The 21355-nt window shown below is 54.9% G+C and carries 18 protein-coding genes; 12 read left to right on the forward strand and 6 right to left on the reverse strand.

The features are described 5' to 3' along the window. The first annotated feature begins 60 nt into the window (after positions 1–60). The 6 genes from rhlE (at position 61) to ACA108_06860 (ending at position 8148) form a co-directional block, all read left to right on the forward strand. Positions 61–1431, forward strand: coding sequence for an ATP-dependent RNA helicase RhlE (gene rhlE / locus ACA108_06835; GenBank protein ID XEX97220.1), 1371 nt, complete (start codon positions 61–63; stop codon positions 1429–1431). A gap of 74 nt (positions 1432–1505) precedes the next feature. Next, positions 1506–2438: a tRNA dihydrouridine(16) synthase DusC gene (gene dusC / locus ACA108_06840; protein XEX97221.1), complete on the forward strand. Its 933-nt coding sequence runs from the start codon at positions 1506–1508 to the stop codon at positions 2436–2438. 414 nt (positions 2439–2852) lie between these two features. After that, positions 2853–3743, forward strand: a complete 891-nt coding sequence (surE, locus tag ACA108_06845) for a 5'/3'-nucleotidase SurE (GenBank protein XEX97222.1) — start codon at positions 2853–2855, stop codon at positions 3741–3743. Between the two features lie 157 nt (positions 3744–3900). Next, positions 3901–4740, forward strand: a complete 840-nt coding sequence (gene licT / locus ACA108_06850; protein XEX97223.1) for a BglG family transcription antiterminator LicT — start codon at positions 3901–3903, stop codon at positions 4738–4740. Between the two features lie 132 nt (positions 4741–4872). Continuing rightward, on the forward strand, positions 4873–6738 hold the full coding sequence (gene bglF / locus ACA108_06855) for a PTS beta-glucoside transporter subunit IIABC (GenBank protein XEX97224.1): 1866 nt from the start codon (positions 4873–4875) through the stop codon (positions 6736–6738). 15 nt (positions 6739–6753) lie between these two features. Continuing rightward, on the forward strand, positions 6754–8148 hold the full coding sequence (locus tag ACA108_06860; GenBank protein ID XEX97225.1) for a glycoside hydrolase family 1 protein: 1395 nt from the start codon (positions 6754–6756) through the stop codon (positions 8146–8148). A gap of 59 nt (positions 8149–8207) precedes the next feature. On the opposite strand, the gene ACA108_06865 is transcribed toward ACA108_06860, so the two are convergent. The 3 genes from ACA108_06865 to ACA108_06875 form a co-directional block, all read right to left on the reverse strand. Further along, a complete protein-coding gene (locus ACA108_06865) occupies positions 8208–9104 on the reverse strand; it encodes a LysR family transcriptional regulator (protein XEX97226.1) in 897 nt (298 codons plus the stop codon). A 108-nt stretch (positions 9105–9212) separates the two neighbouring features. Then, positions 9213–9296: a small membrane protein YohP gene (gene yohP / locus ACA108_06870; GenBank protein ID XEX98038.1), complete on the reverse strand. Its 84-nt coding sequence runs from the start codon at positions 9294–9296 to the stop codon at positions 9213–9215. A gap of 113 nt (positions 9297–9409) precedes the next feature. Further along, positions 9410–10147, reverse strand: coding sequence for a class I SAM-dependent methyltransferase (locus ACA108_06875; GenBank protein ID XEX97227.1), 738 nt, complete (start codon positions 10145–10147; stop codon positions 9410–9412). A 305-nt stretch (positions 10148–10452) separates the two neighbouring features. On the opposite strand from ACA108_06875, the gene mdtQ reads away from it, so the two are divergent. Together mdtQ and ACA108_06885 are read left to right on the forward strand one after the other, a co-directional pair. Beyond that, positions 10453–11886, forward strand: coding sequence for a multidrug resistance outer membrane protein MdtQ (gene mdtQ / locus ACA108_06880; protein ID XEX97228.1), 1434 nt, complete (start codon positions 10453–10455; stop codon positions 11884–11886). Positions 11887–11957: 71 nt separating this feature from the next. Further along, positions 11958–12731 carry an SDR family oxidoreductase gene (locus ACA108_06885; GenBank protein ID XEX97229.1) on the forward strand — a complete coding sequence of 258 codons (774 nt, stop codon included), beginning with the start codon at positions 11958–11960 and terminating at the stop codon, positions 12729–12731. Here ACA108_06885 and ACA108_06890 read toward each other — a convergent pair. Then, positions 12728–13297, reverse strand: coding sequence for a DedA family protein (locus ACA108_06890; GenBank protein XEX97230.1), 570 nt, complete (start codon positions 13295–13297; stop codon positions 12728–12730). The two genes, ACA108_06885 and ACA108_06890, sit on opposite strands and share 4 nt — an antisense overlap. Before the next feature lie 167 nt (positions 13298–13464). Between ACA108_06890 and ACA108_06895 the strand changes: the two genes are divergently transcribed. Both ACA108_06895 and pbpG read left to right on the forward strand, forming a co-directional pair. Next, complete coding sequence (locus tag ACA108_06895) at positions 13465–14052, forward strand: Yip1 family protein (GenBank protein ID XEX97231.1); 588 nt, start codon at positions 13465–13467, stop codon at positions 14050–14052. Between the two features lie 149 nt (positions 14053–14201). Then, positions 14202–15146 carry a D-alanyl-D-alanine endopeptidase gene (gene pbpG, locus ACA108_06900; GenBank protein ID XEX97232.1) on the forward strand — a complete coding sequence of 315 codons (945 nt, stop codon included), beginning with the start codon at positions 14202–14204 and terminating at the stop codon, positions 15144–15146. A 115-nt stretch (positions 15147–15261) separates the two neighbouring features. Here the strand turns inward: pbpG and ACA108_06905 are convergent, their stop codons facing one another. Together ACA108_06905 and dld are read right to left on the reverse strand one after the other, a co-directional pair. Next, positions 15262–15825 carry an N-acetyltransferase family protein gene (locus ACA108_06905; GenBank protein ID XEX97233.1) on the reverse strand — a complete coding sequence of 188 codons (564 nt, stop codon included), beginning with the start codon at positions 15823–15825 and terminating at the stop codon, positions 15262–15264. Positions 15826–15942: 117 nt separating this feature from the next. Then, positions 15943–17688, reverse strand: a complete 1746-nt coding sequence (gene dld, locus ACA108_06910; GenBank protein ID XEX97234.1) for a D-lactate dehydrogenase — start codon at positions 17686–17688, stop codon at positions 15943–15945. Between the two features lie 200 nt (positions 17689–17888). Here dld and bglX point away from each other — a divergent pair, with 200 nt between their 5' ends. Beyond that, positions 17889–20186, forward strand: a complete 2298-nt coding sequence (gene bglX, locus ACA108_06915; GenBank protein XEX97235.1) for a beta-glucosidase BglX — start codon at positions 17889–17891, stop codon at positions 20184–20186. A gap of 198 nt (positions 20187–20384) precedes the next feature. Then, complete coding sequence (locus ACA108_06920; GenBank protein ID XEX98039.1) at positions 20385–21272, forward strand: ABC transporter substrate-binding protein; 888 nt, start codon at positions 20385–20387, stop codon at positions 21270–21272. The last annotated feature ends 83 nt before the right edge of the window (positions 21273–21355 follow it).

Raw genomic sequence — 21355 nt, forward strand, 5'->3', positions numbered from 1 at the left:
GTCATATGAACCCCTGGAAACTACACCGCGAAGCGCGGTCAGGGCGATTCTGGAGTACCTATGTCTTTTGATTCTCTCGGCCTGAATGCCGATATTCTGCGTGCGGTGGAAGAGCAGGGCTATCGTGAGCCTACCCCAATCCAGCGCCAGGCGATCCCGGTAGTCTTAGCAGGCCGTGACCTGATGGCCAGTGCCCAGACCGGCACCGGCAAAACCGCAGGCTTTACCCTGCCGCTGCTGCAGCGTCTGGTGGACAACCAGCCGCATGCCAAAGGCCGCCGTCCCGTGCGCGCCCTGATCCTGACCCCCACCCGCGAGCTGGCAGCGCAGATTGGTGAAAACGTCCGTGATTACAGCAAATATTTAGATATCCGCTCGCTGGTGGTTTTCGGCGGCGTGAGCATCAACCCTCAGATGATGAAGCTGCGCAGCGGCGTGGACGTGCTGGTGGCTACACCTGGCCGCCTGCTGGATCTGGAGCACCAGAACGCCGTGAAGCTCGACCAGGTCGAAATCCTGGTGCTGGACGAAGCTGACCGCATGCTGGACATGGGCTTCATCCACGATATCCGCCGCGTGCTGGCAAAACTGCCTGCCCGTCGTCAGAACCTGCTGTTCTCCGCAACGTTCTCTGATGAAATTAAAGGCCTGGCAGAAAAATTGCTGCATAACCCGGAAGAAGTGTCCGTGGCACGCCGCAACACCGCTTCAGAGCAGGTGACCCAGTACGTTCACTTTGTGGATAAAAAACGCAAAAGAGAGCTGCTGTCGCAGATGATTGGCGAAGGCAACTGGCAGCAGGTGCTGGTCTTCACCCGCACCAAGCACGGAGCGAACCACCTGGCGGAACAGCTGGGTAAAGACGGCATTACTGCCGCTGCTATCCACGGTAACAAAAGTCAGGGCGCCCGTACCCGCGCGCTGGCCGACTTCAAAAGTGGCGGCATTCGCGTGCTGGTGGCGACCGATATCGCCGCTCGCGGCCTGGATATCGAAGAACTGCCGCACGTGGTGAACTACGAGCTGCCGAACGTGCCGGAAGATTACGTCCACCGTATCGGCCGTACCGGTCGCGCTGCGGCAACGGGACAGGCGCTGTCTCTGGTTTGTGTCGATGAACACAAACTGCTACGCGATATCGAACGCGTGCTGAAGCGTGAAGTGCCGCGCATGGCAATTCCTGGCTATGAAGTGGACCCGTCCATTCCAGCCGAACCTATCGTCAACGGCCGCCAGCAGCAGCGTGGCGGTGGCGGACGCGGTGGTCAGGGCCAGGGCCAACGTCGCGCTGGCAACGGTAGCAGCAGCGCACCGTCCGACCGCAGCGGCGCACCGCGTCGCCAGTCCCGTCCTCAGGGCGACGGCGCGGCGAAACCTGCCGGTGCGAACGGCCGTCGTCGTCCACCGCGCAAGCCGTCGGCCTCTAACTAATAAGTTTTTGGTTCGGCTTTGCCAACTCATTAAGAGGCGCTAACATAGCGCCTCTTTTTTTATCGGAAAATATCATGCGTGTACTGCTCGCGCCGATGGAAGGGGTTCTCGACTCGCTGGTCCGTGAACTCTTAACCGAGGTGAATGATTACGACCTGTGCATCACCGAGTTTCTGCGCGTCGTCGACCAGCTTTTGCCGGTAAAATCCTTCCATAGGCTCTGCCCTGAACTGCTGCACAACAGCCGTACGCCGTCCGGCACGCTGGTGCGCGTCCAGCTGCTTGGCCAGTATCCTCAGTGGCTGGCGGAAAACGCCGCCCGCGCCGTGGAACTGGGCTCCTGGGGGGTAGATCTCAACTGTGGATGCCCGTCGAAGCTGGTCAACGGCAGCGGCGGTGGCGCGACGCTTTTAAAAGACCCTGAGCTGATTTATCGTGGTGCAAAAGCCATGCGTGAAGCCGTACCTGCTGAACTGCCGGTCACGGTGAAAATTCGACTTGGCTGGGACAGCGGCGCGCGCCAGTTTGAAATTGCCGATGCGGTAGAGCAGGCGGGGGCCACCGAGCTGGTGGTTCACGGACGGACGAAAGAAGACGGCTACAAAGCGGAGCTGATCAACTGGGCGGCAATCGGCGAAATTCGCCAGCGCCTGTCGATTCCGGTCATCGCCAACGGCGAAATCTGGGACTGGCAAAGCGCGCAGGATTGTCTGGCGGCAACGGGCTGTGATTCAGTTATGATTGGCCGCGGCGCGCTGAACGTGCCAAACCTCAGCCGTGTAATTAAGTACAATGAGCCGCGAATGCCCTGGCCGGAAGTCATTAAGCTGCTGCAAAAATACAGCAGGCTGGAGAAGCAGGGCGATACCGGGCTGTATCACGTTGCGCGCATCAAGCAGTGGCTGGGTTATTTACGTAAAGAGTACGCGGAAGCGACGGACTTATTTGCCGAAATCCGCACGTATAAAAATTCCTCTGATATAGCACGGGCGATATGTGCAATATAATTACGACAACAGATAATAATAACCAGCTGCGTAACGCTATCGGTGAGTGGTTTTATTAATGATGCATGGCAGGAATAGTACTGCCAAATGTTAAATTGCTCACGTTTTTAAAAGTCTCAAGCCGCCCGCTGCTGGATACTAAAAGAGTAAGATGCTAATGTTCCCTGGAAGTAAAAATTAGGATTGTTACTGTGTTTACAGGCAAAACCTACATCTCTCGCGTCAATGTGACGTTTAGAGACTTAGGTTTTTTTTATTTCTGCGGCTGGAAAAGCTAAAAATAAGTATGATTAATGAAACGTACCCAAACTTCAAAAATAATGATTTCAATCGGGCTGACAGTATGATTCCACGGTAAAACTAACTAGCCAATGTGATTTTTTTGGAAGGTATTAATAACAGGGAGGCACATCAATGAAAAAACGCTTTAGTACAGCACTCATCGCACTGTTAATCACGGGAGGCGCTCAGGCGACCGAGCGCCCAATGCGTATTCTACTGGTTAATGATGATGGCTGTGAATCCGTAGGCACGACATCTTTACAAGATAAGCTAAACGCCAAAGGCTACGACGTCTGGATGGTTGCGCCGTCAACCAACCAAAGCGGTATCGGTTCAGCGATAACGTTTAAGCCGAATAAGATTTTTGATGTCAGAAAGGTCGCGGATAAACGCTACTGCTTCCCGGGTACGCCTGCGGATGCCGTTGATTTCGGCCTGCTTGGCATTCTGAAGGACCAGCCTGTAGACCTTGTTATTTCTGGTGTAAACGATGGCCCCAATACCGGCGTGGCGCAGCTAAACTCCGGCACCATTGGCGCGGCGGCGCGAGCGGTACGGTATGGATATCCGGCAATTGCCGCCAGCATTGGCTATATCCTCAGCGAAAAAGAGATGATGGCTGGTTGGCCATCGACCCGTAAATACTGGCCTGACTCGGTGGACTACGTGACGGACCTTGTAGATACCCTGGTGAAAAACAGGCGCCCGGGGGAGCCGGTATTACCGCGTGGATCAGGGCTTAGCATCAACTATCCTGCGCTGGCAAAAGGCGATATCCAGGGCACCAGGTTCGTCGAAAATGAACGCAACCCTGTACCGCAGCATACTTACAAAATTCTGTCGGACGGCAAAGCGCAGCAAATGATGAGCGAGAAAGTTCTAAGACCGGTGGATACGGACACCGATACCGGCTGGCTTAACAGGGGGTATATCACCTGGACGATATTTGACGGCGAATGGAACGCCCCGCAGTTCGAAGAACGTTATCGCCAGCTTTTTGGCGCTGAGTCAGCGAGAAAGTAGCTCGTGGACGATCTTTATCACGATTTTCACCTTTGCCGCTTGAGCCTTTAAAGCTATGTGATAGGTTCGTTTAGTTGGATTGTTACTGCATTTAGCAGGCAAAACCTGATTTCTGGCGTGAGTCGGAGATCGGGTTTTTTTGTTTTCAGAGGTGGCCATGAAGATCGCCAGGATTATAAACAATAACGTGGTGGTAATTCTTGACGAACATCAGCGCGAACAGGTTGTTATGGGGCGCGGGCTGGGTTTTCAGAAACATATTGGCGATATACTGGACAAAGATAAGGTTGAGAAGGTTTTTGCCTTGCAAAGTGATGTATTGGTGTCGCGCTTAAGCGAGCTGCTCAGCCAGATTCCATTGGAGGTTTTAGCAGCCTGCGATCGTATTATTGCCCTATCGCGCGAGCGCTTAGGATCGCTACAAGAGAGCCTGTACATCACTTTAACCGACCATTGCCATTTTGCCATTGAGCGGCAAAAAAAGGGCATGGTTATTCGCAATGTGTTGCTGTGGGATATAAAGCGTCTTTATCCGAAAGAATTTTTACTGGGACAGGCGGCGCTGGAGATTCTTGAAAAGCGCCTTGGCGTTCGGCTTGCGGAGGACGAAGCTGGCTTTATCGCGCTTCATCTTGTCACCGCCCAGCTTAATAGTGAAATGCCCGAAGTCATACATGTCACGCGCATGATGCAGGAAATTCTTCATATCGTTAAGTACCAGCTGACGCTTGAATATGACGAAGAGAGCCTCAGCTATCAGCGGTTTGTCACTCATTTGAAGTTTTTTACCCAGCGGATGCTGAGCCGAAACGCAGTGGCTGATGATGATACGACGCTGCACGCGGCGGTGAAAGATAATTATCAGCACGCCTGGCGCTGTGCAGAAAAGATTAACCGATATTTAGCCGCTGAATATCAGCGCGAGCTGACGACAGAAGAAATAATGTTTCTCGCTATTCATATCGAGCGAGTACGCAAAGAAAGCCGCCAGGCATAATCAAAACGGATTGTTACTGCTTCGGCAGGCAAAACCTGAACGTTGGCTTCTCCTGAGGGGGAGGACAACCTCAGGTTTTTTGCTTTTACTCAGCCGTATATCGCTATAAGCGATAAGTGAAAGGAATGAATTATGACGTATCAAGAAATTGCGAAGGTTATTCTGGCCCACGTTGGCGGGCGCGGGAATATCGCGAGCCTGGTGCATTGTGCCACCCGACTGCGTTTTAAACTAAAGGATCGTACGCTTGCCGATGCAAAGGCGCTAAAGAGCCATCCCGGAATTATTATGGTAGTGGAGAGCGGTGGACAGTTTCAGGTCGTCATTGGCAACCATGTACATGAAGTTTATAACGCAGTATGTGCTGAAGCCGGCATCAATGATGAAACGGTTTCACAAATCCTGCCCGGTGAAAGAGTAAATATCTTTAACCGCCTGATAGACATCGTTTCGGCGATTTTTACGCCGTTTCTTGGTGTAATGGCCGCCTCGGGTATTCTGAAGGGAATGCTGGCGCTTGTCGTCATTTGCGGTTGGCTGGCTCCGGAGAGCGGAACATACAAACTCTGGTTTGCCTCAAGCGACGCGTTGTTCTACTTCTTTCCGCTGGTACTCGGCTATACGGCGGGTAAAAAATTTGCCGGTAACCCATTCATTACCATGTCGATTGGTGGCGCGCTGACGCATCCAATTGTGATGCAGGCGTTCGAAACCAGCGGCCAGCCGGGCGCGCTGACCGAACATTTTTTGGGGATTCCTGTCACCTTCATTAACTACAGTTCATCGGTTATTCCAATCATTTTAGCGGCATGGGTAAGCTGCTGGCTGGAAAAACAGTGCAATAAAATTCTGCACTCGGCGGTGAGAAATTTCTTTACCCCACTTATATGTCTCGCCGTAGTGGTCCCGCTCACTTTTCTCCTTATCGGCCCGACGGCGACCTGGCTTAGCCAGATGTTGGCGCATGGTTACCAGGCTGTCTATGCGCTTGCGCCGTGGCTTGCGGGTGGATTTATGGGCGCAGTGTGGCAAATATGCGTCATCTTTGGCCTGCACTGGGGGCTGGTGCCGTTGATGATCAATAACCTGAGCGTTCTGGGTTACGACACGATGCTGCCTCTTTTGCTGGCCGCCGTAATGGGGCAGGTCGGAGCAACCTTGGGCGTACTGCTGCGAACGCGTGATAAAAAACTCAAGGTGCTGGCTGGTTCGGCATTTACAGCGGGGATCTTTGGTATTACCGAACCTGCGGTATATGGCGTGACGTTGCCCAATCGTCGCCCTTTCATTTTTGGATGTATTGCGGGCGCACTAGGCGGCATGGTCATCGGCTACTGCCAGACCCGTGTATTTTCCTTCGGACTGGCCAGTATTTTCAGCCTGGCGCAAATGATTCCCCCTGTCGGTTTAGATGTCAGCGTGTGGGGGGCTGCTCTCGGCGCTGCACTGGCGCTTGTGCTGTCATGCGCATTAACGTGGGCATGGGGGCTACCAACAGACGGATCACCGCATGTCAACGCGAATCTGCAGGTAAGCGCGGGCAAGGACGAAATACTCGCCCCAATGAGCGGAACCGTACTGGAGATGGAACAGGTGCCTGATGCCACTTTTGCCAGCGGTCTGTTGGGCAAAGGAGCCGCCATTATACCCCTTAGCGATCGGGTCACCGCCCCCTTTTCAGGTGAGGTGGCCTCGTTGTTTCAAACGAACCATGCTATCGGACTGTTAAGCGACAGCGGTATCGAAGTGCTTATCCATGTGGGCATCGATACGGTGAAGCTGGAGGGCAAATACTTCACGGCCCATGTAAAACCGGGCGACAGCATTCAGCCGGGCGATGCGCTACTCAATTTCGATCGCCAGGCGATTCTGGACGCGGGATACGACCTGACCACGGCAGTTATCGTCAGCAATAGCGATGACTTCGTGGCGGTAGAACGCACCACGGATAACCACACCATTGAGTCAGGCCTGCCGTTTCTTACGGTGCGCCGCTAAATAAAGGAGAACGACATGAAAGCATTTCCTGAGACGTTTCTGTGGGGCGGAGCGATTGCCGCAAATCAGGTTGAAGGTGCATGGCTTGAGGGGGGAAAAGGCATCTCAACATCCGACATCCAGCCAAAGGGTATTTTTGGCGAGGTCGTTGACCGCAGGCCTGGAGATAATTGCATCAAGGATATCGCCATCGACTTTTATCATCGCTATCCCCAGGATATTTCGTTGTTTGCTGAAATGGGTTTTAGCTGCCTGCGCCTCTCCATTGCCTGGACCCGTATCTTTCCTCAGGGTGACGAGACCACGCCAAACGAAGAGGGCCTGGCCTATTACGACCGCCTGTTTGATGAACTGGCAAAGCACAATATCGCGCCAATGGTGACGCTGTCCCATTATGAAATGCCGCTGGGGTTGGTAAAGAAATATGGCGGCTGGGGCAGTCGTGAAACTATCACTTTCTTCGAGCGCTATGCTTGTTCGGTGTTTACGCGTTTCAAAAGCAAAGTGAAACTGTGGCTGACCTTCAATGAAATTAATATGTCGCTGCATGCGCCGCTCACCGGCGTTGGCCTGGAAGGGAAGCCGGGGAAAAAGGAAATATATCAGGCGATTCATCATCAGCTGGTCGCCAGTGCGCTGGTGGTGAAAGCTTGTCACGAGATAATACCGGATGCGCGAATCGGCAATATGCTGCTGGGCGGCCTGATGTATCCGCTGACCTGTAAACCTGAGGATATGCTGGAAACGTTGCGGGAAAATCACAGCTGGCTGTTTTTTGGCGACGTACAGTGTCGCGGTGAATATCCGGGCTACATGCTGCGTTATTTCCGTGATAATGACATAAGACTGGATATCACGAATGCCGATCGTAAAGCGTTGCAGACCACCGTCGATTTTATTTCGTTCAGCTACTATATGACCGGCTGTGTGACCGCAGATAAAGATGTTAACGAGAAGGCGCGCGGCAATATTCTCAGTATGGTGCCAAACCCTCATCTGGCCAGTTCCGAATGGGGCTGGCAAATTGACCCTGTTGGTCTGCGCATCCTGCTTAACGAGCTATGGGATCGCTATCAAAAACCGCTGTTTATCGTTGAGAACGGGCTCGGCGCGAAAGATAAGCCGGAGGCAGACGGTAGAGTGCAGGATGATTACCGTATCCGCTATCTAAACGATCATCTGGTGCAGGTAGGAGAAGCGATTGAGGACGGCGTGAATGTGCTTGGCTATACCAGTTGGGGTCCCATCGATCTGGTGAGTGCTTCTAAGGCCGAGCTGTCCAAACGCTATGGCTTTATCTATGTCGACCGTGACGACCAGGGTAACGGTACGCTGGCGCGAAGCCGTAAGAGTAGTTTCCACTGGTATAAAGAGGTGATCGCTACTCGTGGTGCAAGCCTGAAGCCGTAAATCTGATTAGCCCACACCATCCGCATTTTGTTGGATAGCGCTACGTTTACTGGATGCGGCTAGTAAACCAGCCGCTTAATAAACCCCCGAACCCACATCAGCGCGGCGTCGCTGTTGTGGCGCTGATGCCATAACAATGCCACTTCTAACGGGGCGACCGGCAGCGGTAGCGGGCTGGATTTCAGCCCCCAGGTTTGCTGCCAGCTCTCGCTTAACCCCTGCGGCACGGTTGCCAGCGCGGGCATCTGCATCATCAGGCCCGGCAGGGCGGCGAAATGCGGCGTGGTATAGCAAACCTCTCTTTTCTGGCCCTGCTTCGCCAGTAGCGTATCGATGTGGCTGTCGGTGGCGATATGTTCCTGTTCAGTCCAGGTTTGGATCTTCAGGGGGCAGGCCAGAGATAGCTGCGAAGGATGCCACAGCGTAACAAACTCCATCTGCGTGAGGATCTCGCGCTCCATCCAGCGGGCAGACTGGTTGGCTACGCTTATCGCCATATCCAGATCGCCGCCTTCCAGACGCTGCGCGTCGGTGAACGGGTCGCTTGCTACCACGTTCAGTTGTACGCCCGGTGCGGCTGAACGCAGGGCTGGCACGAGGCGCGGCATCAGCCACATCTCCACCCAGTCGGTCATGCCGAGGGTGATGGTCACCGTCGCGCTGGCAGGAGTAAACTCAGCCTGCTGGAACAGGGCGCTTTGCAGCTGTTCAAGCAGCGGCATCAGTTCGGTATGTAATTCTGTGGCGCGGGCGGTGGGCTGCATGCGATGGCCGCTGCGGATAAACAGCGGGTCGTCGAACATTTCGCGCAGGCGGGCCAGGGAGCCGCTCACCGCCGGTTGTCCCAGATGCAGCTTATCTGCCGCCAGCGAAACGCTTTGTTCGCGAAACAGCACCGCAAATGCAATCAGCAGATTGAGGTCGATTTTGCGAAAATCATTCTCTTTGATAGTCATTATTTCTCCAATCAATTGGAGTGATAATACTGCCTGAAGAGAGAGGGGACAAGGTCAGGATGTGTGACTGGGGGTTGGGTGCCAGCTTTCGGCACCCCCTTTCAAACATTAGAAAATCATTTTGAATACGCCGGTGACGACCAGTAAGCCAATAATAAAGATGATGAGAATGGCCCATAGCAGAATTTTCATTGGTGCTCCCTTATCTAACGGCTTGTGTTTATTGAGTATAGGCAAGGATGCGCGAAGCGGGGGGAGTTGCCTCCCCGTGAATGGAAAAAGTTGAAAAAAAGTTGGGCTGGTAATCAGACGGCAGGCTTACGGGCGGCAAGCAGGAAAATCATCGGGCGCTCTTTTTCTTCATCCAGCGCATGATTGGCGGCGATTTGATCGGCGTCTGGACCCCATTCGTCCAGCTTTTCGATGGCGAAGCCGCTGGCGATAAGCGCGTTAATCCAGGTGGCAAGTTTGCGATGCTGCTTCTTCACGCCGTCGGCAAACCAGTTGCTGATGCGCACGCCCTCCTGCTGGTAATGGTTCACCGGCCAGGATTTTTGCCCGGTCTGGTCCGCCAGCCAGCCCTGACGCAGCGCAGCGGTGTAAATGGGGTGTTCGGCGGAAAAGACCAGCCTGCCGCCTGGCGTCAGCGCCTCAAATACCGTGCTGAACAGCGCCGGGATATTTTCCAGATAGTGAAGAGCCAGCGAGCTGTAAACCAGATCGACGCTTTTACAGGGCAGCCGTAGCTGTTCCAGATCTTCGCGGCGGTAGGTAATCCCTTCGCCTGAGGTCATCTCCCGTGCTTTCTCCATCATTTTGACCGAGACGTCCAGCCCCAGCACTTCTGCGGCGCCCTGGTCGCGGGCATAGCGGCAAAACCAGCCGTAGCCGCAGCCCAAATCCACCACTTTTTTACCGGCTAACTCAGGCAATAGGGTTTGCATGGCTGCCCATTCCGGCGCGCCGTCCAGCCCCTTTACCGAGCGATCAAGCGTAGCGTAACCTTCAAAAAACGCCGGGTTGTCGTAGATGTTCTGTGTCATTGCCACTCCTGTTTGCATGGCCTTATTTGGCCCTGCCAGTTTAGAGGAGTGTGGGGAGAGTGGAAAGCCGGCGGGTTTGTAACGTCGTGTAATGCGAGGATGAAATTAAGTTAAATATTAGCTTTGATTTGTTATCACATTGATCATGTTATTTCTCAGGTTTATTATTTGTAACTCTCTAATTTATATCTAAATAATTTCCATGCGTTTCCCTTCATTTTCAGGAGTGGATTGCCACGGTTTCCTAAAAATTAACGTGTCGATATGCGTAACCTGTGTCTCTCCATTCTTATTTCTGGCTGACTATGACTTCCTCACGTTTCCCACTGGCGGCGCTCGGCGTAGCGCTGTCGTTTGCTCTTTCTGGCTGCGCTTTAATGCATAAAGACGATGCTGAACTGGCGCAAAAAGTTCCTGCCCGACAGGTCGAGACAGGTTTGCCGCCTGCCCTGGTTCACGGCTGGCCGGGGTCGGGCTGGTGGCGAAACTATCACGATCCGCAGCTTGACCAGCTGGTCAGCCAGGCATTGAACGGCTCCCCGGATTTGGCCGTTGTGCAGCAGCGCATCAAGCTTGCGCAGGCCCAGGCGCAGATGGCCGAATCCAACGGTGGGCCGCGCATGGATTTCTCTGCCGATGTTGAACGCCAGAAACTGTCGGCGGAAGGATTAATGGGGCCGTTTGCCTATACCGATCCAGCTTCGGGCACCACAGGTCCCTACTACACTAACGGTACATTCGGGGTGACGGCAGGCTGGGATCTTGACCTGTGGGGTAAAGATCGTGCGGAAGTGGAATCCAGAATTGGCGCGGTGAAAGCCAAACAGGCCGAGCTGGCACAGGCGCAGCAGGTTATTTCGTCGAGCGTTGTGCGCCTTTACTGGGATATGCAAACGCTTCTCGCGCTGCAGGATGTGCTCCAGCAAACCCTGAAGGCCGAGCAGAACATTGTTAACGTGGATACCCAGCTTTATCAACAGGGGATCAACTCGTCGGTGGAAGGCGTGGAACCCCACATTGATTTCGTCAAAACCCAGCAGCAGCTGGATGACCTGAGCGGACGCATGAACATTGTCACTGCCCAGCTCAAGGCGATTGTAGGTGACCAGCCGGTGCCGAAAATCCAGCGTAAACCGCTGCCGGAAGTAAAAGCCCAGCTGCCTGACTCGCTGGGCTACGAGCTGCTGGCCCGCCGTCCTGATTTGCAGGAAGCACACTGGTATATCGAATCCTCACTGAGCAGCGTCGATGCGGCCAAAGCGGCGTTCTACCCGGACGTGAATCTGACCGCCTTCCTGCAAAACGATGCCCTGCATCTGAGCGATCTGTTCCGTGGATCGGCCCAGCAGATGGGCGTGGTGGGTGGCCTGACGCTACCTATCTTCGACAGTGGTCGTCTGAATTCAAATCTGGATATCGTGCGCGCCCAGAGCAACCTGTCGATTGCCAGCTACAACAAAGCGGTGGTCGGCGCGGTAGATGACGTTGAGAAAGCAGCCAGCCAGATGACGGCGCTGGCCGCAGAAAATCAGCATCAACAGGCCATACTGAAAGGCACGCAAAAGCTCAAAACGCTCGCCAGTGCCCGCTACAACGCCGGGCTGATTTCTGGCGCTCGCCTCAGCGCCGCGACGCTGCCGGACCTGTCAGAGCAGGCGAAAGCCCTACGGCTTCACGGCCAGTGGCTTAATGCCGACGTGCAGCTGATCAGCGCGCTGGGCGGTGGCTACAAGGCCTGAGTACGGTAACGGCGAAACATTCATCACCTTCTATACTTACTTTTCGTGAATAAAGGTAACGGGAGGTGGTGATGAGCGCAGCGAATAAAGTCGTCATTGTGACGGCAGCGGACTCTGGCATCGGCAAAAAATGCGCGCTGATGCTGGCGGAACAAGGTTACGACGTTGGCATTACCTGGCATTCTGACGAGCAGGGTGCGCTGGAAACCGCCCGTGCAGTGCGGGAGGTGGGGCGACGGGCCGAAACGGTCCAGCTGGATCTCAGCAATCTTCCCGATGGAGCAAAAGGCATCGACGAGCTGATTGGCCGGTTCGGGCGCATCGACGCGCTGGTCAACAATGCGGGGGCGATGAGCAAAAATCCCTTTCTTGATGTGACCCTTGATGAATGGCGAAAGCTGTTTACCGTTGACGTGGACGGGGCTTTTTTATGCTCGCAGAAAGCCGCAAGGGCCATGGTCAGCCAGGGAAGCGGCGGGCGAATCGTCAATATCACTTCCGTCCATGAGCATTCTCCTCTGCCAGATGCCTGCGCCTATACCGCCGCCAAGCACGCGCTGGGCGGGCTGACAAAATCGATGGCGATGGAGCTGGTGCATCACAATATTCTGGTGAACGCCGTGGCGCCCGGCGCTATCGCCACGCCGATGAATGATATGAAAGAAGGTGAGGGCAAGGGTGCCGCGCTGCCGTCCGTCCCGCTGGGGCGCTTTGGCGAGACGGAAGAGATTGCGAGCCTGGTGGCCTGGCTGTGCTCGGAGCACGCCAGCTACACCACCGGACAGTCGTTTATCGTTGACGGGGGCTTTATGATCGCTAACCCTCATTTCAAACCGAAAGGCTAATCATCCTCTTTGCTTTCGCGGCGCTTAAACCAGTAGCGGGCAAGCCATACAAGAGCAACCACGGCCACTAACCAGATCCAGTGTTTTGCATGCTCGTTTAACTTATGCAGCCACGGAGCAATCACCTCGCCGCCCACATAGCCCAGCGAGGTGAACAGGAGCGCCCAAATCAATGCGCCGACAATGTTCAGCGGCAGAAAGATTTTCGGCGGCAGGCGGCTGGCGCCAATAAGTATCGGGCCAATGATGCGAAAGCCATACATAAAACGCGTGCCGATGACAAACAGGTAAGGGTGGCGGTTGATGAGTTTTTGGGCCCTGGTGATTTTCTTCTGATGCTTTTTAAAGCGGGAAAGAATTCTGTCCCCGTAGCGCCGTCCCAGCAGATAGAGCAGCTGATCGCCAATCATGCCGCCAAGGGCGACGGACACCACCACCAGCGGAAATTTCAGCAGCCCCTGATGGGCAGCCACTCCGCCGAGTAACGTAATTGTTTCTCCTTCAGCCATGCTGCCCAGTAACAGCGCGGCATAACCGTAATGCTCAATTAAACTGTTGATATCCATCAGACTCAGTCGGTTTCCTTTTTATAAACACCCTTTAAGCATACATGCCTGAGTCTGGTGCGCGCCTCAACGGGGCAGATATTTTTAGTTGATTAAAAAACTATCTGCCGCTGTAGCTTATAATTAAGTCACTGCTCACACCGCGGATTTACATGACAGGAGGCCTTATGAACCATGTCTGGGGACTGCTTTCCCATCCCAATCGTGAAATGCAGGAAATTAAGCGCGAGAACGAAACCGTCTCGCATCATTACACCCACCACGTTTTGATTTTGGCGGCCATCCCGGTGATTTGCGCCTTTATCGGCACCACGCAAATCGGCTGGAATTTTGGCGATGGCACTTTCGTTCAGCTCTCATTATTTACCGGCTTCGGGCTCGGCGTGCTGTTCTATGCGCTGATGCTGGCGGGGGTGGCCGTCATGGGGCGCGTCATCTGGTGGATGGCGAGGAATTACCCGAGGCGGCCCTCACTTGCACGCTGTATGGTCTTTGCGGGCTACGTTGCCACTCCGCTATTTCTGAGCGGCGTCGTTGCGCTCTATCCGTTGGTCTGGCTGTGCGTGCTGGTGGGCGCTGCGGCACTGATCTACACTGGTTATCTGCTCTATGTTGGCGTGCCTGACTTCCTGAACATCAACAAAGATGAAGGGATGAGCTTCTCCGGGTCGACGCTTGCCATCGGCGTGCTGGTGCTGGAAGTTCTGCTCGCGCTGGCGGTTATCCTGTGGGGATACGGCTACAGACTGTTCTGAGTCTGCAAGGTTATCTCCATGATTACGATTCTCCAGTAGCGGTTTTCCGGGGCGCCAGAGTATTATGCTGGCGCCCCGTTCGTTTCATTCAGCTCATGAACCCGTGCAGCGGCAACATCACATAAATGAATAATCACAGAAGCGCCATCATGCCGACTAAAATCCGTCTATCGTTGTTCAGCCTTGTGCTGATGATAACCGTGCCGCTGGCACCGCTTGCCCAGGCGAGCAAAACCGTGAGTCAGGCGTCCAGCGCCGGGCAAGAAATTGCTTCCGGCAGCGCAATGATTGTCGATCTGCAGAGCAATAAAGTTTTGTATTCCAGCCATCCCGATCTCGTGCGGCCGATCGCCTCCATCACCAAGCTTATGACGGTGATGGTGGTGCTGGACGCGCATTTGCCAATGGATGAACTGCTCAGCGTGGATATCAGCCACACGCCGGAAATGAAAGGGGTATATTCTCGGGTGCGCCTGAACAGTAAAATCAGCCGCAAAGACATGATGCTGCTGGCGCTGATGTCCTCGGAGAACAGGGCGGCGGCAAGCCTCGCGCACCACTACCCTGGCGGTTACGATGCGTTTATCCGCGCAATGAACGCGAAGGCCAAATCTCTTGGCATGACCCATACCCGCTACGTGGAGCCAACAGGGCTGTCGATTGATAACGTCTCGACGGCGCGTGACCTCAGTAAAATGCTGATCGCCACGAAGCAGTATCCGCTGCTGGGCCAGCTCAGTACCACGAAGGAAGATATGGCAACCTTCAGTAACCCACCGTACACGCTGCCGTTCCGCAACACTAACCACCTGGTGTATCGTAACAACTGGAATATTCAGCTGACCAAAACGGGCTTCACCAACAACGCCGGCCACTGCCTGGTCATGCGCACCGTGATTAACAATCGTCCAGTTTCGCTGGTGGTACTGGATGCGTTCGGCAAGTACACCCATTTCGCAGATGCTAACCGTCTGCGATCCTTCCTGGAAACGGGCAAGATAACCCCGGTCCCGGGATCGGCTTTGGCATATAAAAAGCAAAAAGCGGCGCAGATGGCGAGTAATTCCGTGGTGAATGGTTCGCAGGCAGACTGACTTTTTGCGGAAGACGCTTCGTTTTTCCACCCTACAACACCGTGGTTGCTGTAGGTCGGATAAGCGCTAGCGTCATCCGACATCTCCCATCCGACATCAAATCTCAGCTATCCATTTAAAGCAATGATTTAGGCACGCTCCAGTCGCCGTCATTAAGCGGGCGCTGCATAATCAGCGTGTCGCGCCAGCCGCCCAGCTTGAACCCCACGCTTCTCAGGCTGCCCACGCTTTCGAATCCGAACTGTTTGTGAAGCCGACACGAGCCCGTGTTGTTCTCGCCGTCGCCAATTACCGCAATCATCTGCCGCCACGGGCCTTGCTCGCAACGCTCAATCAGCGCGCCCAGCAGCTCCCTGCCGATACCACGCCCGGTCATGCTGGCGTCGATATACACGGAATCTTCGAGGGTAAAACGGTAAGCCGGGCGAGGGCGATAAACCGTGACGTAGCTGTAGCCGACGACAATTTCCCCGTAGCGGGCCACCAGCCACGGCAGGCCTTGTTCTTGAACAAGGCGTAAACGCTCCCCCATCTGCTGAACAGAAGGGGGCGTTTCTTCAAATGAACCGCGGCCGTGCAGGACATGCCATTCATAAATGGCGGTGATAGCAGGAATATCGTCGAGGGTAGCTTCCCGAACGTTCAGCTTCGCGAACGGTAACGTTTCAACCACTGACATTTTCGCACCTCTGCGCTGGGAGGCGGGCGGACCATATATTCTCCGCCCGGGATCCCGCTAATCTAGTACGAAAAATAGCCGAAAAACAGTCCTAAAATCGGCAGTTGACAGGGGATCTTAATGGGGGGCATGCGTATTTGTATGGCTGCAAGCGCTCTCATCCCACCACTTGTGCTTGGTGGTTTTGCCAATGCCCGGATTCATGCTGTTTGTCGGGTCGTTCGCCTTATAAAATTGTTTTAACGTCTCTGGGGCCTCATACAAATGGCCGACGTTATGCTCTGCAGGATATTGAGCGCCACGAACGCGCAGCAATTCAAGCATTTGCTCTTTCAGCGCGTGGACATCCACGCCTTTCTTCACGATATAGTCCTGATGGAAGACGTGGCACATAAAGTGTCCGTAGTAGAGGCTGTGGCTGACCTGGCTGCTGATTTCCGGCGGCAGTCGTTCAAACCACTCCTGATCATTACGCCGCAGGGCGATATCCAGCGCCAGGATATCCTCAACCTCCTCGCTGTGAACAGCCTGATAGCGTATGGCTGCCCCAGCGGCGGCAAAGCGATGAAGGAAGGCTTTTGCCCCTTCTTCCGGGGTGCAGGAGAAATACGCCCCTGCCGCCTGCTGAAAATAGCTTTCCAGCCAGGCCCGCGCCTCCTCTATGCCTTCGCCTGACATTTTCAGCAGCAGGTGATGTTCGTACTTATCGCGCCACTCTTTCATGCGCGCCGGTAAATGGCGGGGGAACAGGGCGCTACAACACTGTAGGAGGCGGTCGGTGAAGTGCGGCTTGATGAACGGTACTTTCTCGAGCATGGCGTCCGTACGGCCCTTCATGGTGAAGAAGAACGGCATTTTGTCGGTGCCAAGCTTGTCGATCATCATGAAAGTATCTTTGCCGTAAGCTTCAGCGATATCGTAAATATCCCGGTGCATATACTCGCCTGCCACGGGCAGATTTTTGAAATTCGCCAGCATATGGCGGCGAATTTCGGTCAGCACTTCAGGTTGGTTGGTGCCAATGTAAAACACCTGATTTTGCTTTTCAGCGACGAAGGTATCGAGGCGCACCGCGAACACGGCCAGCTTCCCGGCGCAACCGGAGGCTTCAAACAAACGGCTCGGGTCGGCATTAAAGCGCGACGGGGTATCCGCCTCCACGTCACGAACCCGCTGCGCATAGTCATGGTCTGAGGCCTGGCGGTTATCGTGGAGGATCTCCTCTGGCTTAATGCGTTCATCGTCAAGCTTGCCGAGAATTTGCTCCGGCGTGACGCCCAGATCGATACCCAGGTGGTTAACCAGCGTCAGTTTACCCTGCTCGTCGATGCGGGCGTACAGGGCCATTTCGGTATAGGCCGGGCCGCGCTGCACCAGCGAACCGCCGGAGTTGTTGCAGATCCCACCAATTACCGAGGCGCCAATGCACGAGGAGCCAATTACCGAGTGCGGCTCACGGCCCAGCGGCTTAAGGGCTTTTTCAAGCTGATAAAGCGTGCTGCCAGGGAAGGCCAGCACCTGCTTACCGCCATCCAGCAGCTGGAGTTTGTCCAGGCGCAGGGTGCTGATAATCACGATTTCGCGATCGTAGTCGCTGCCGTTTGGCGTTGAGCCTTCCGTCAGGCCGGTATTCGCCGCCTGCATAAGGATGATTTTGTCTGCGCTCACGCAGAGGCTTAACACCCGCCACAGCTCAAGCAGCGAGCCGGGGAAAACCACGGCCAGCGCCTCGCCCTGCCCGGAGCGAAAGCCTTTACGGTAGCGTGCTGTTTTGGCAGCGTCGGTCAGCACATGGGTGTTACCCACCAGGCGATTCAGTTCATTGATAAAATTTTTCGTTGTTGAATGTGCAGTTACGGACATGGTCCCACTCCTTGTGATGGCACAAAAATTCTTGCTTTCTAGCATAGCTCGCAAAACGCCATGTATTACTCTGAAATGTTCGAAAAATCAGCATTTAACATCTTTGCAGATCTTCTTACCGAGGTAACCTTGTGGCACACTGCTGGCTTTATTATCAAGCGCTGCCCCCGCCGGGCGGCCTGAGTATGAGAGTGACGCCCATGAAATGGCTCTGTTCTGTAGGTATTGCGGTCAGCCTTGCGCTGCAGCCCGCGCTGGCCGACGAGATGTTCGGCCCGCATCCCCTGACGCCGGAGGCACGCGACGCCTTCGTTACCGATCTACTGACAAAAATGACCAACGACGAGAAAATTGGTCAGCTGCGTCTGATAAGCGTCGGGCCGGATAACCCGAAAGAAGCCATTCGTGAGATGATCAAAGACGGGCAGGTAGGGGCCATTTTCAACACCGTTACCCGCCACGACATCCGCACTATGCAGGATCAGGTGATGTCACTCAGCCGTCTGAAAATTCCCTTATTTTTCGCCTATGACGTGCTGCACGGTCAGCGTACCGTTTTCCCTATCAGCCTGGGGCTGGCCTCTTCGTTTAACCTGGACGCGGTGAAAACCGTCGGACGCATCTCTGCCTATGAGGCAGCGGACGACGGACTGAATATGACCTGGGCACCGATGGTGGACGTGTCCCGCGATCCGCGCTGGGGACGCGTTTCTGAAGGCTTTGGGGAGGATACTTACCTGACCTCCATCATGGGACGCGCCATGGTTGAAGCCATGCAGGGCAAAAGCCCGGCCGACCGCTACTCCGTCATGACCAGCGTCAAGCACTTCGCGGCATACGGCGCCGTGGAAGGCGGCAAAGAGTACAACACCGTCGACATGAGCCCGCAGCGCCTGTTCAACGACTATATGCCGCCGTACAAAGCCGCGCTCGACGCGGGCAGCGGTGGCGTAATGGTGGCGCTAAACTCCATCAACGGTACGCCGGCCACCTCCAACAGTTGGCTGTTGAAAGACCTGCTGCGCGACGAATGGAAATTCAAAGGCATTACCATCTCCGATCACGGCGCCATCAAAGAGCTGATCAAACACGGCGTGGCCAGTGACCCAAAAGACGCGGTGCGCGTGGCGCTCAATTCTGGCATCAACATGAGCATGAGCGACGAGTATTACAGCAAATATCTGCCGGAGCTGGTGAAGAGCGGCGCAGTACCCCAGGCCGAGCTGGACGATGCCGCGCGCCACGTGCTGAACGTGAAGTACGATATGGGCCTGTTTAATGACCCATACAGCCACTTAGGGCCGAAAGAATCTGACCCGGCGGACACCAATGCCGAAAACCGCCTGCACCGCAAAGAAGCGCGCGAAGTGGCCCGCGAAAGCCTGGTGCTGCTAAAAAACCGTCAACAAACCCTGCCGCTGAAAAAGTCCGGCACCATTGCGGTGGTGGGCCCGCTGGCGGACAGCAAGCGTGACATGATGGGCAGCTGGTCGGCGGCGGGCGTAGCGGATCAAACCGTTACCGTGCTGCAGGGCATCCAGAGCGCGGTGGTCGACAAAGCGAAAGTTGTCCATGTACAGGGCGCGAACGTCACCGATGATAAAGGCATCGTCGACTTCCTCAACGAATACGAGAAAGCCGTCAGGGTCGACCCGCGTACTCCGAAAGAGATGATCGATGAGGCGGTTGCGACTGCCAAAAATGCTGACGTGGTTGTTGCGGTTGTGGGTGAAGCACAGGGCATGGCGCACGAAGCGTCAAGCCGTACCGATCTGGTGCTGCCGCAAAGCCAGCGTGAGTTAATTGCCGCGCTGAAGACGACCGGAAAACCGCTGGTGCTGGTAGTGATGAACGGCCGTCCGCTGGCGCTGGTGAAAGAAGATCAGCAGGCGGACGCGATGCTTGAAGCCTGGTATAGCGGCACCGAGGGCGGCAACGCCATCGCCGACGTGCTTTTTGGCGACTACAACCCGTCGGGCAAACTGCCGATGTCCTTCCCGCGTTCCGTGGGCCAGATCCCGACCTATTACAGCCACCTGAACACCGGGCGTCCGTATAATCCTGAAAAGCCGAACAAGTACACCTCCCGCTACTTCGACGAAGCGAACGGCCCGCTCTATCCGTTTGGTTACGGCCTGAGCTACACCACGTTCAGCGTGTCCGACGTGAAAATGTCCGCGCCGACCATGACGCGCGACGGCAAAGTCGAAGCGAGCGTAACGGTACAAAACACCGGCGACCGCGAGGGCGCAACGGTAGTACAGATGTACCTGCAGGATGTCACCGCCTCCATGAGCCGTCCGGTTAAGGAGCTTAAGGGCTTTAAGAAAGTTACCCTCAAGCCTGGCGAAACCCAGACGGTCAGCTTCCCTGTTGATATCGAGGGGCTGAAGTTCTGGAATGCGCAGATGAAGTACGATGCTGAACCCGGTAAGTTCAACGTCTTCGTTGGGCTGGACTCCGTCCGCGTGAAGCGCGGCGAGTTTGAACTGCAGTAATTCCGTCACTCTGCTGGCCTTTTCCCCCGCCCGGGGGGAGGGCCAACTAGCATAATCCGAAATAGCATCATCCATAATTTATTACCCTTTATGCTTTCCCCGGCCGGTTCAATCTCGGCTATTCTTGTTGTGACTCCCTGATTTTCAAGTAAAGAACAACAACGAGGAATCACCATGAATTTAAAAGCGCGTTTTGGCATGGCGGGATTACTGATGCTGGCAGCGGGCGCTCAGGCGGCCGAGCCGGTAAAGGTCGGCTCTAAAATCGATACCGAAGGTTCCCTGCTGGGTAACATCATTCTGCAGGTGCTTGAAAGCCACGGTGTGAAAACCGTCAACAAAGTTCAGCTGGGCACCACGCCGGTGGTGCGCGGGGCGATAACCTCGGGCGAGCTGGATATCTACCCGGAATACACCGGCAACGGGGCGTTCTTCTTTAAAGCTGACAACGATCCGGTGTGGAAGAATGCGCACAAGGGCTACGAAAAGGTTAAGCAGCTCGACGCCGAGAAAAATCATCTCGTCTGGCTTACGCCTGCGCCAGCTAACAACACCTGGACGATTGCGGTGCGTAAAGATTTGGCCGAGAAGAACAAACTCACTTCTCTGGACGATCTAAGCGCCTGGCTGAAAAAAGGCGGCGAATTTAAGCTTGCGGCCTCGGCGGAGTTTATCGAACGGCCGGATGCGCTTCCTGCGTTTGAAAAAGCCTATGGCTTTAACCTGGACCAGAATCAGCTGCTGTCGCTGGCCGGTGGCGACACAGCCGTGACCATCAAGGCTGCCGCGCAGAAAACCTCCGGTGTGAACGCAGCAATGGCCTACGGCACAGACGGTCCGGTGGCGGCACTTGGCCTGCAAACCTTAAGCGATCCGAAAGGCGTACAGCCGATTTACGCGCCTGCGCCGGTGGTGCGTGAAGCGGTGCTGAAAGCCTACCCGCAGCTTGACGAGTGGCTGAAGCCTGTCTTTGCATCGCTTGATGAGAAAACCCTCCAGCAGCTGAACGCCAGCATTGCCGTAGAAGGGCTGGATGCGAAAAAAGTGGCGGCGGACTATCTGAAGCAAAAAGGTTTTGTGAAGTAGGCCATCGACGAAATAGCGGTGGATGACGCATACGCTTATCCACCCTACAACACATATCCAATACGTAGGTCGGATAAACCCAG

It is taken from the genome of Dryocola sp. LX212, assembly GCA_041504365.1.
In the GTDB taxonomy this organism is placed as follows: domain Bacteria; phylum Pseudomonadota; class Gammaproteobacteria; order Enterobacterales; family Enterobacteriaceae; genus Dryocola.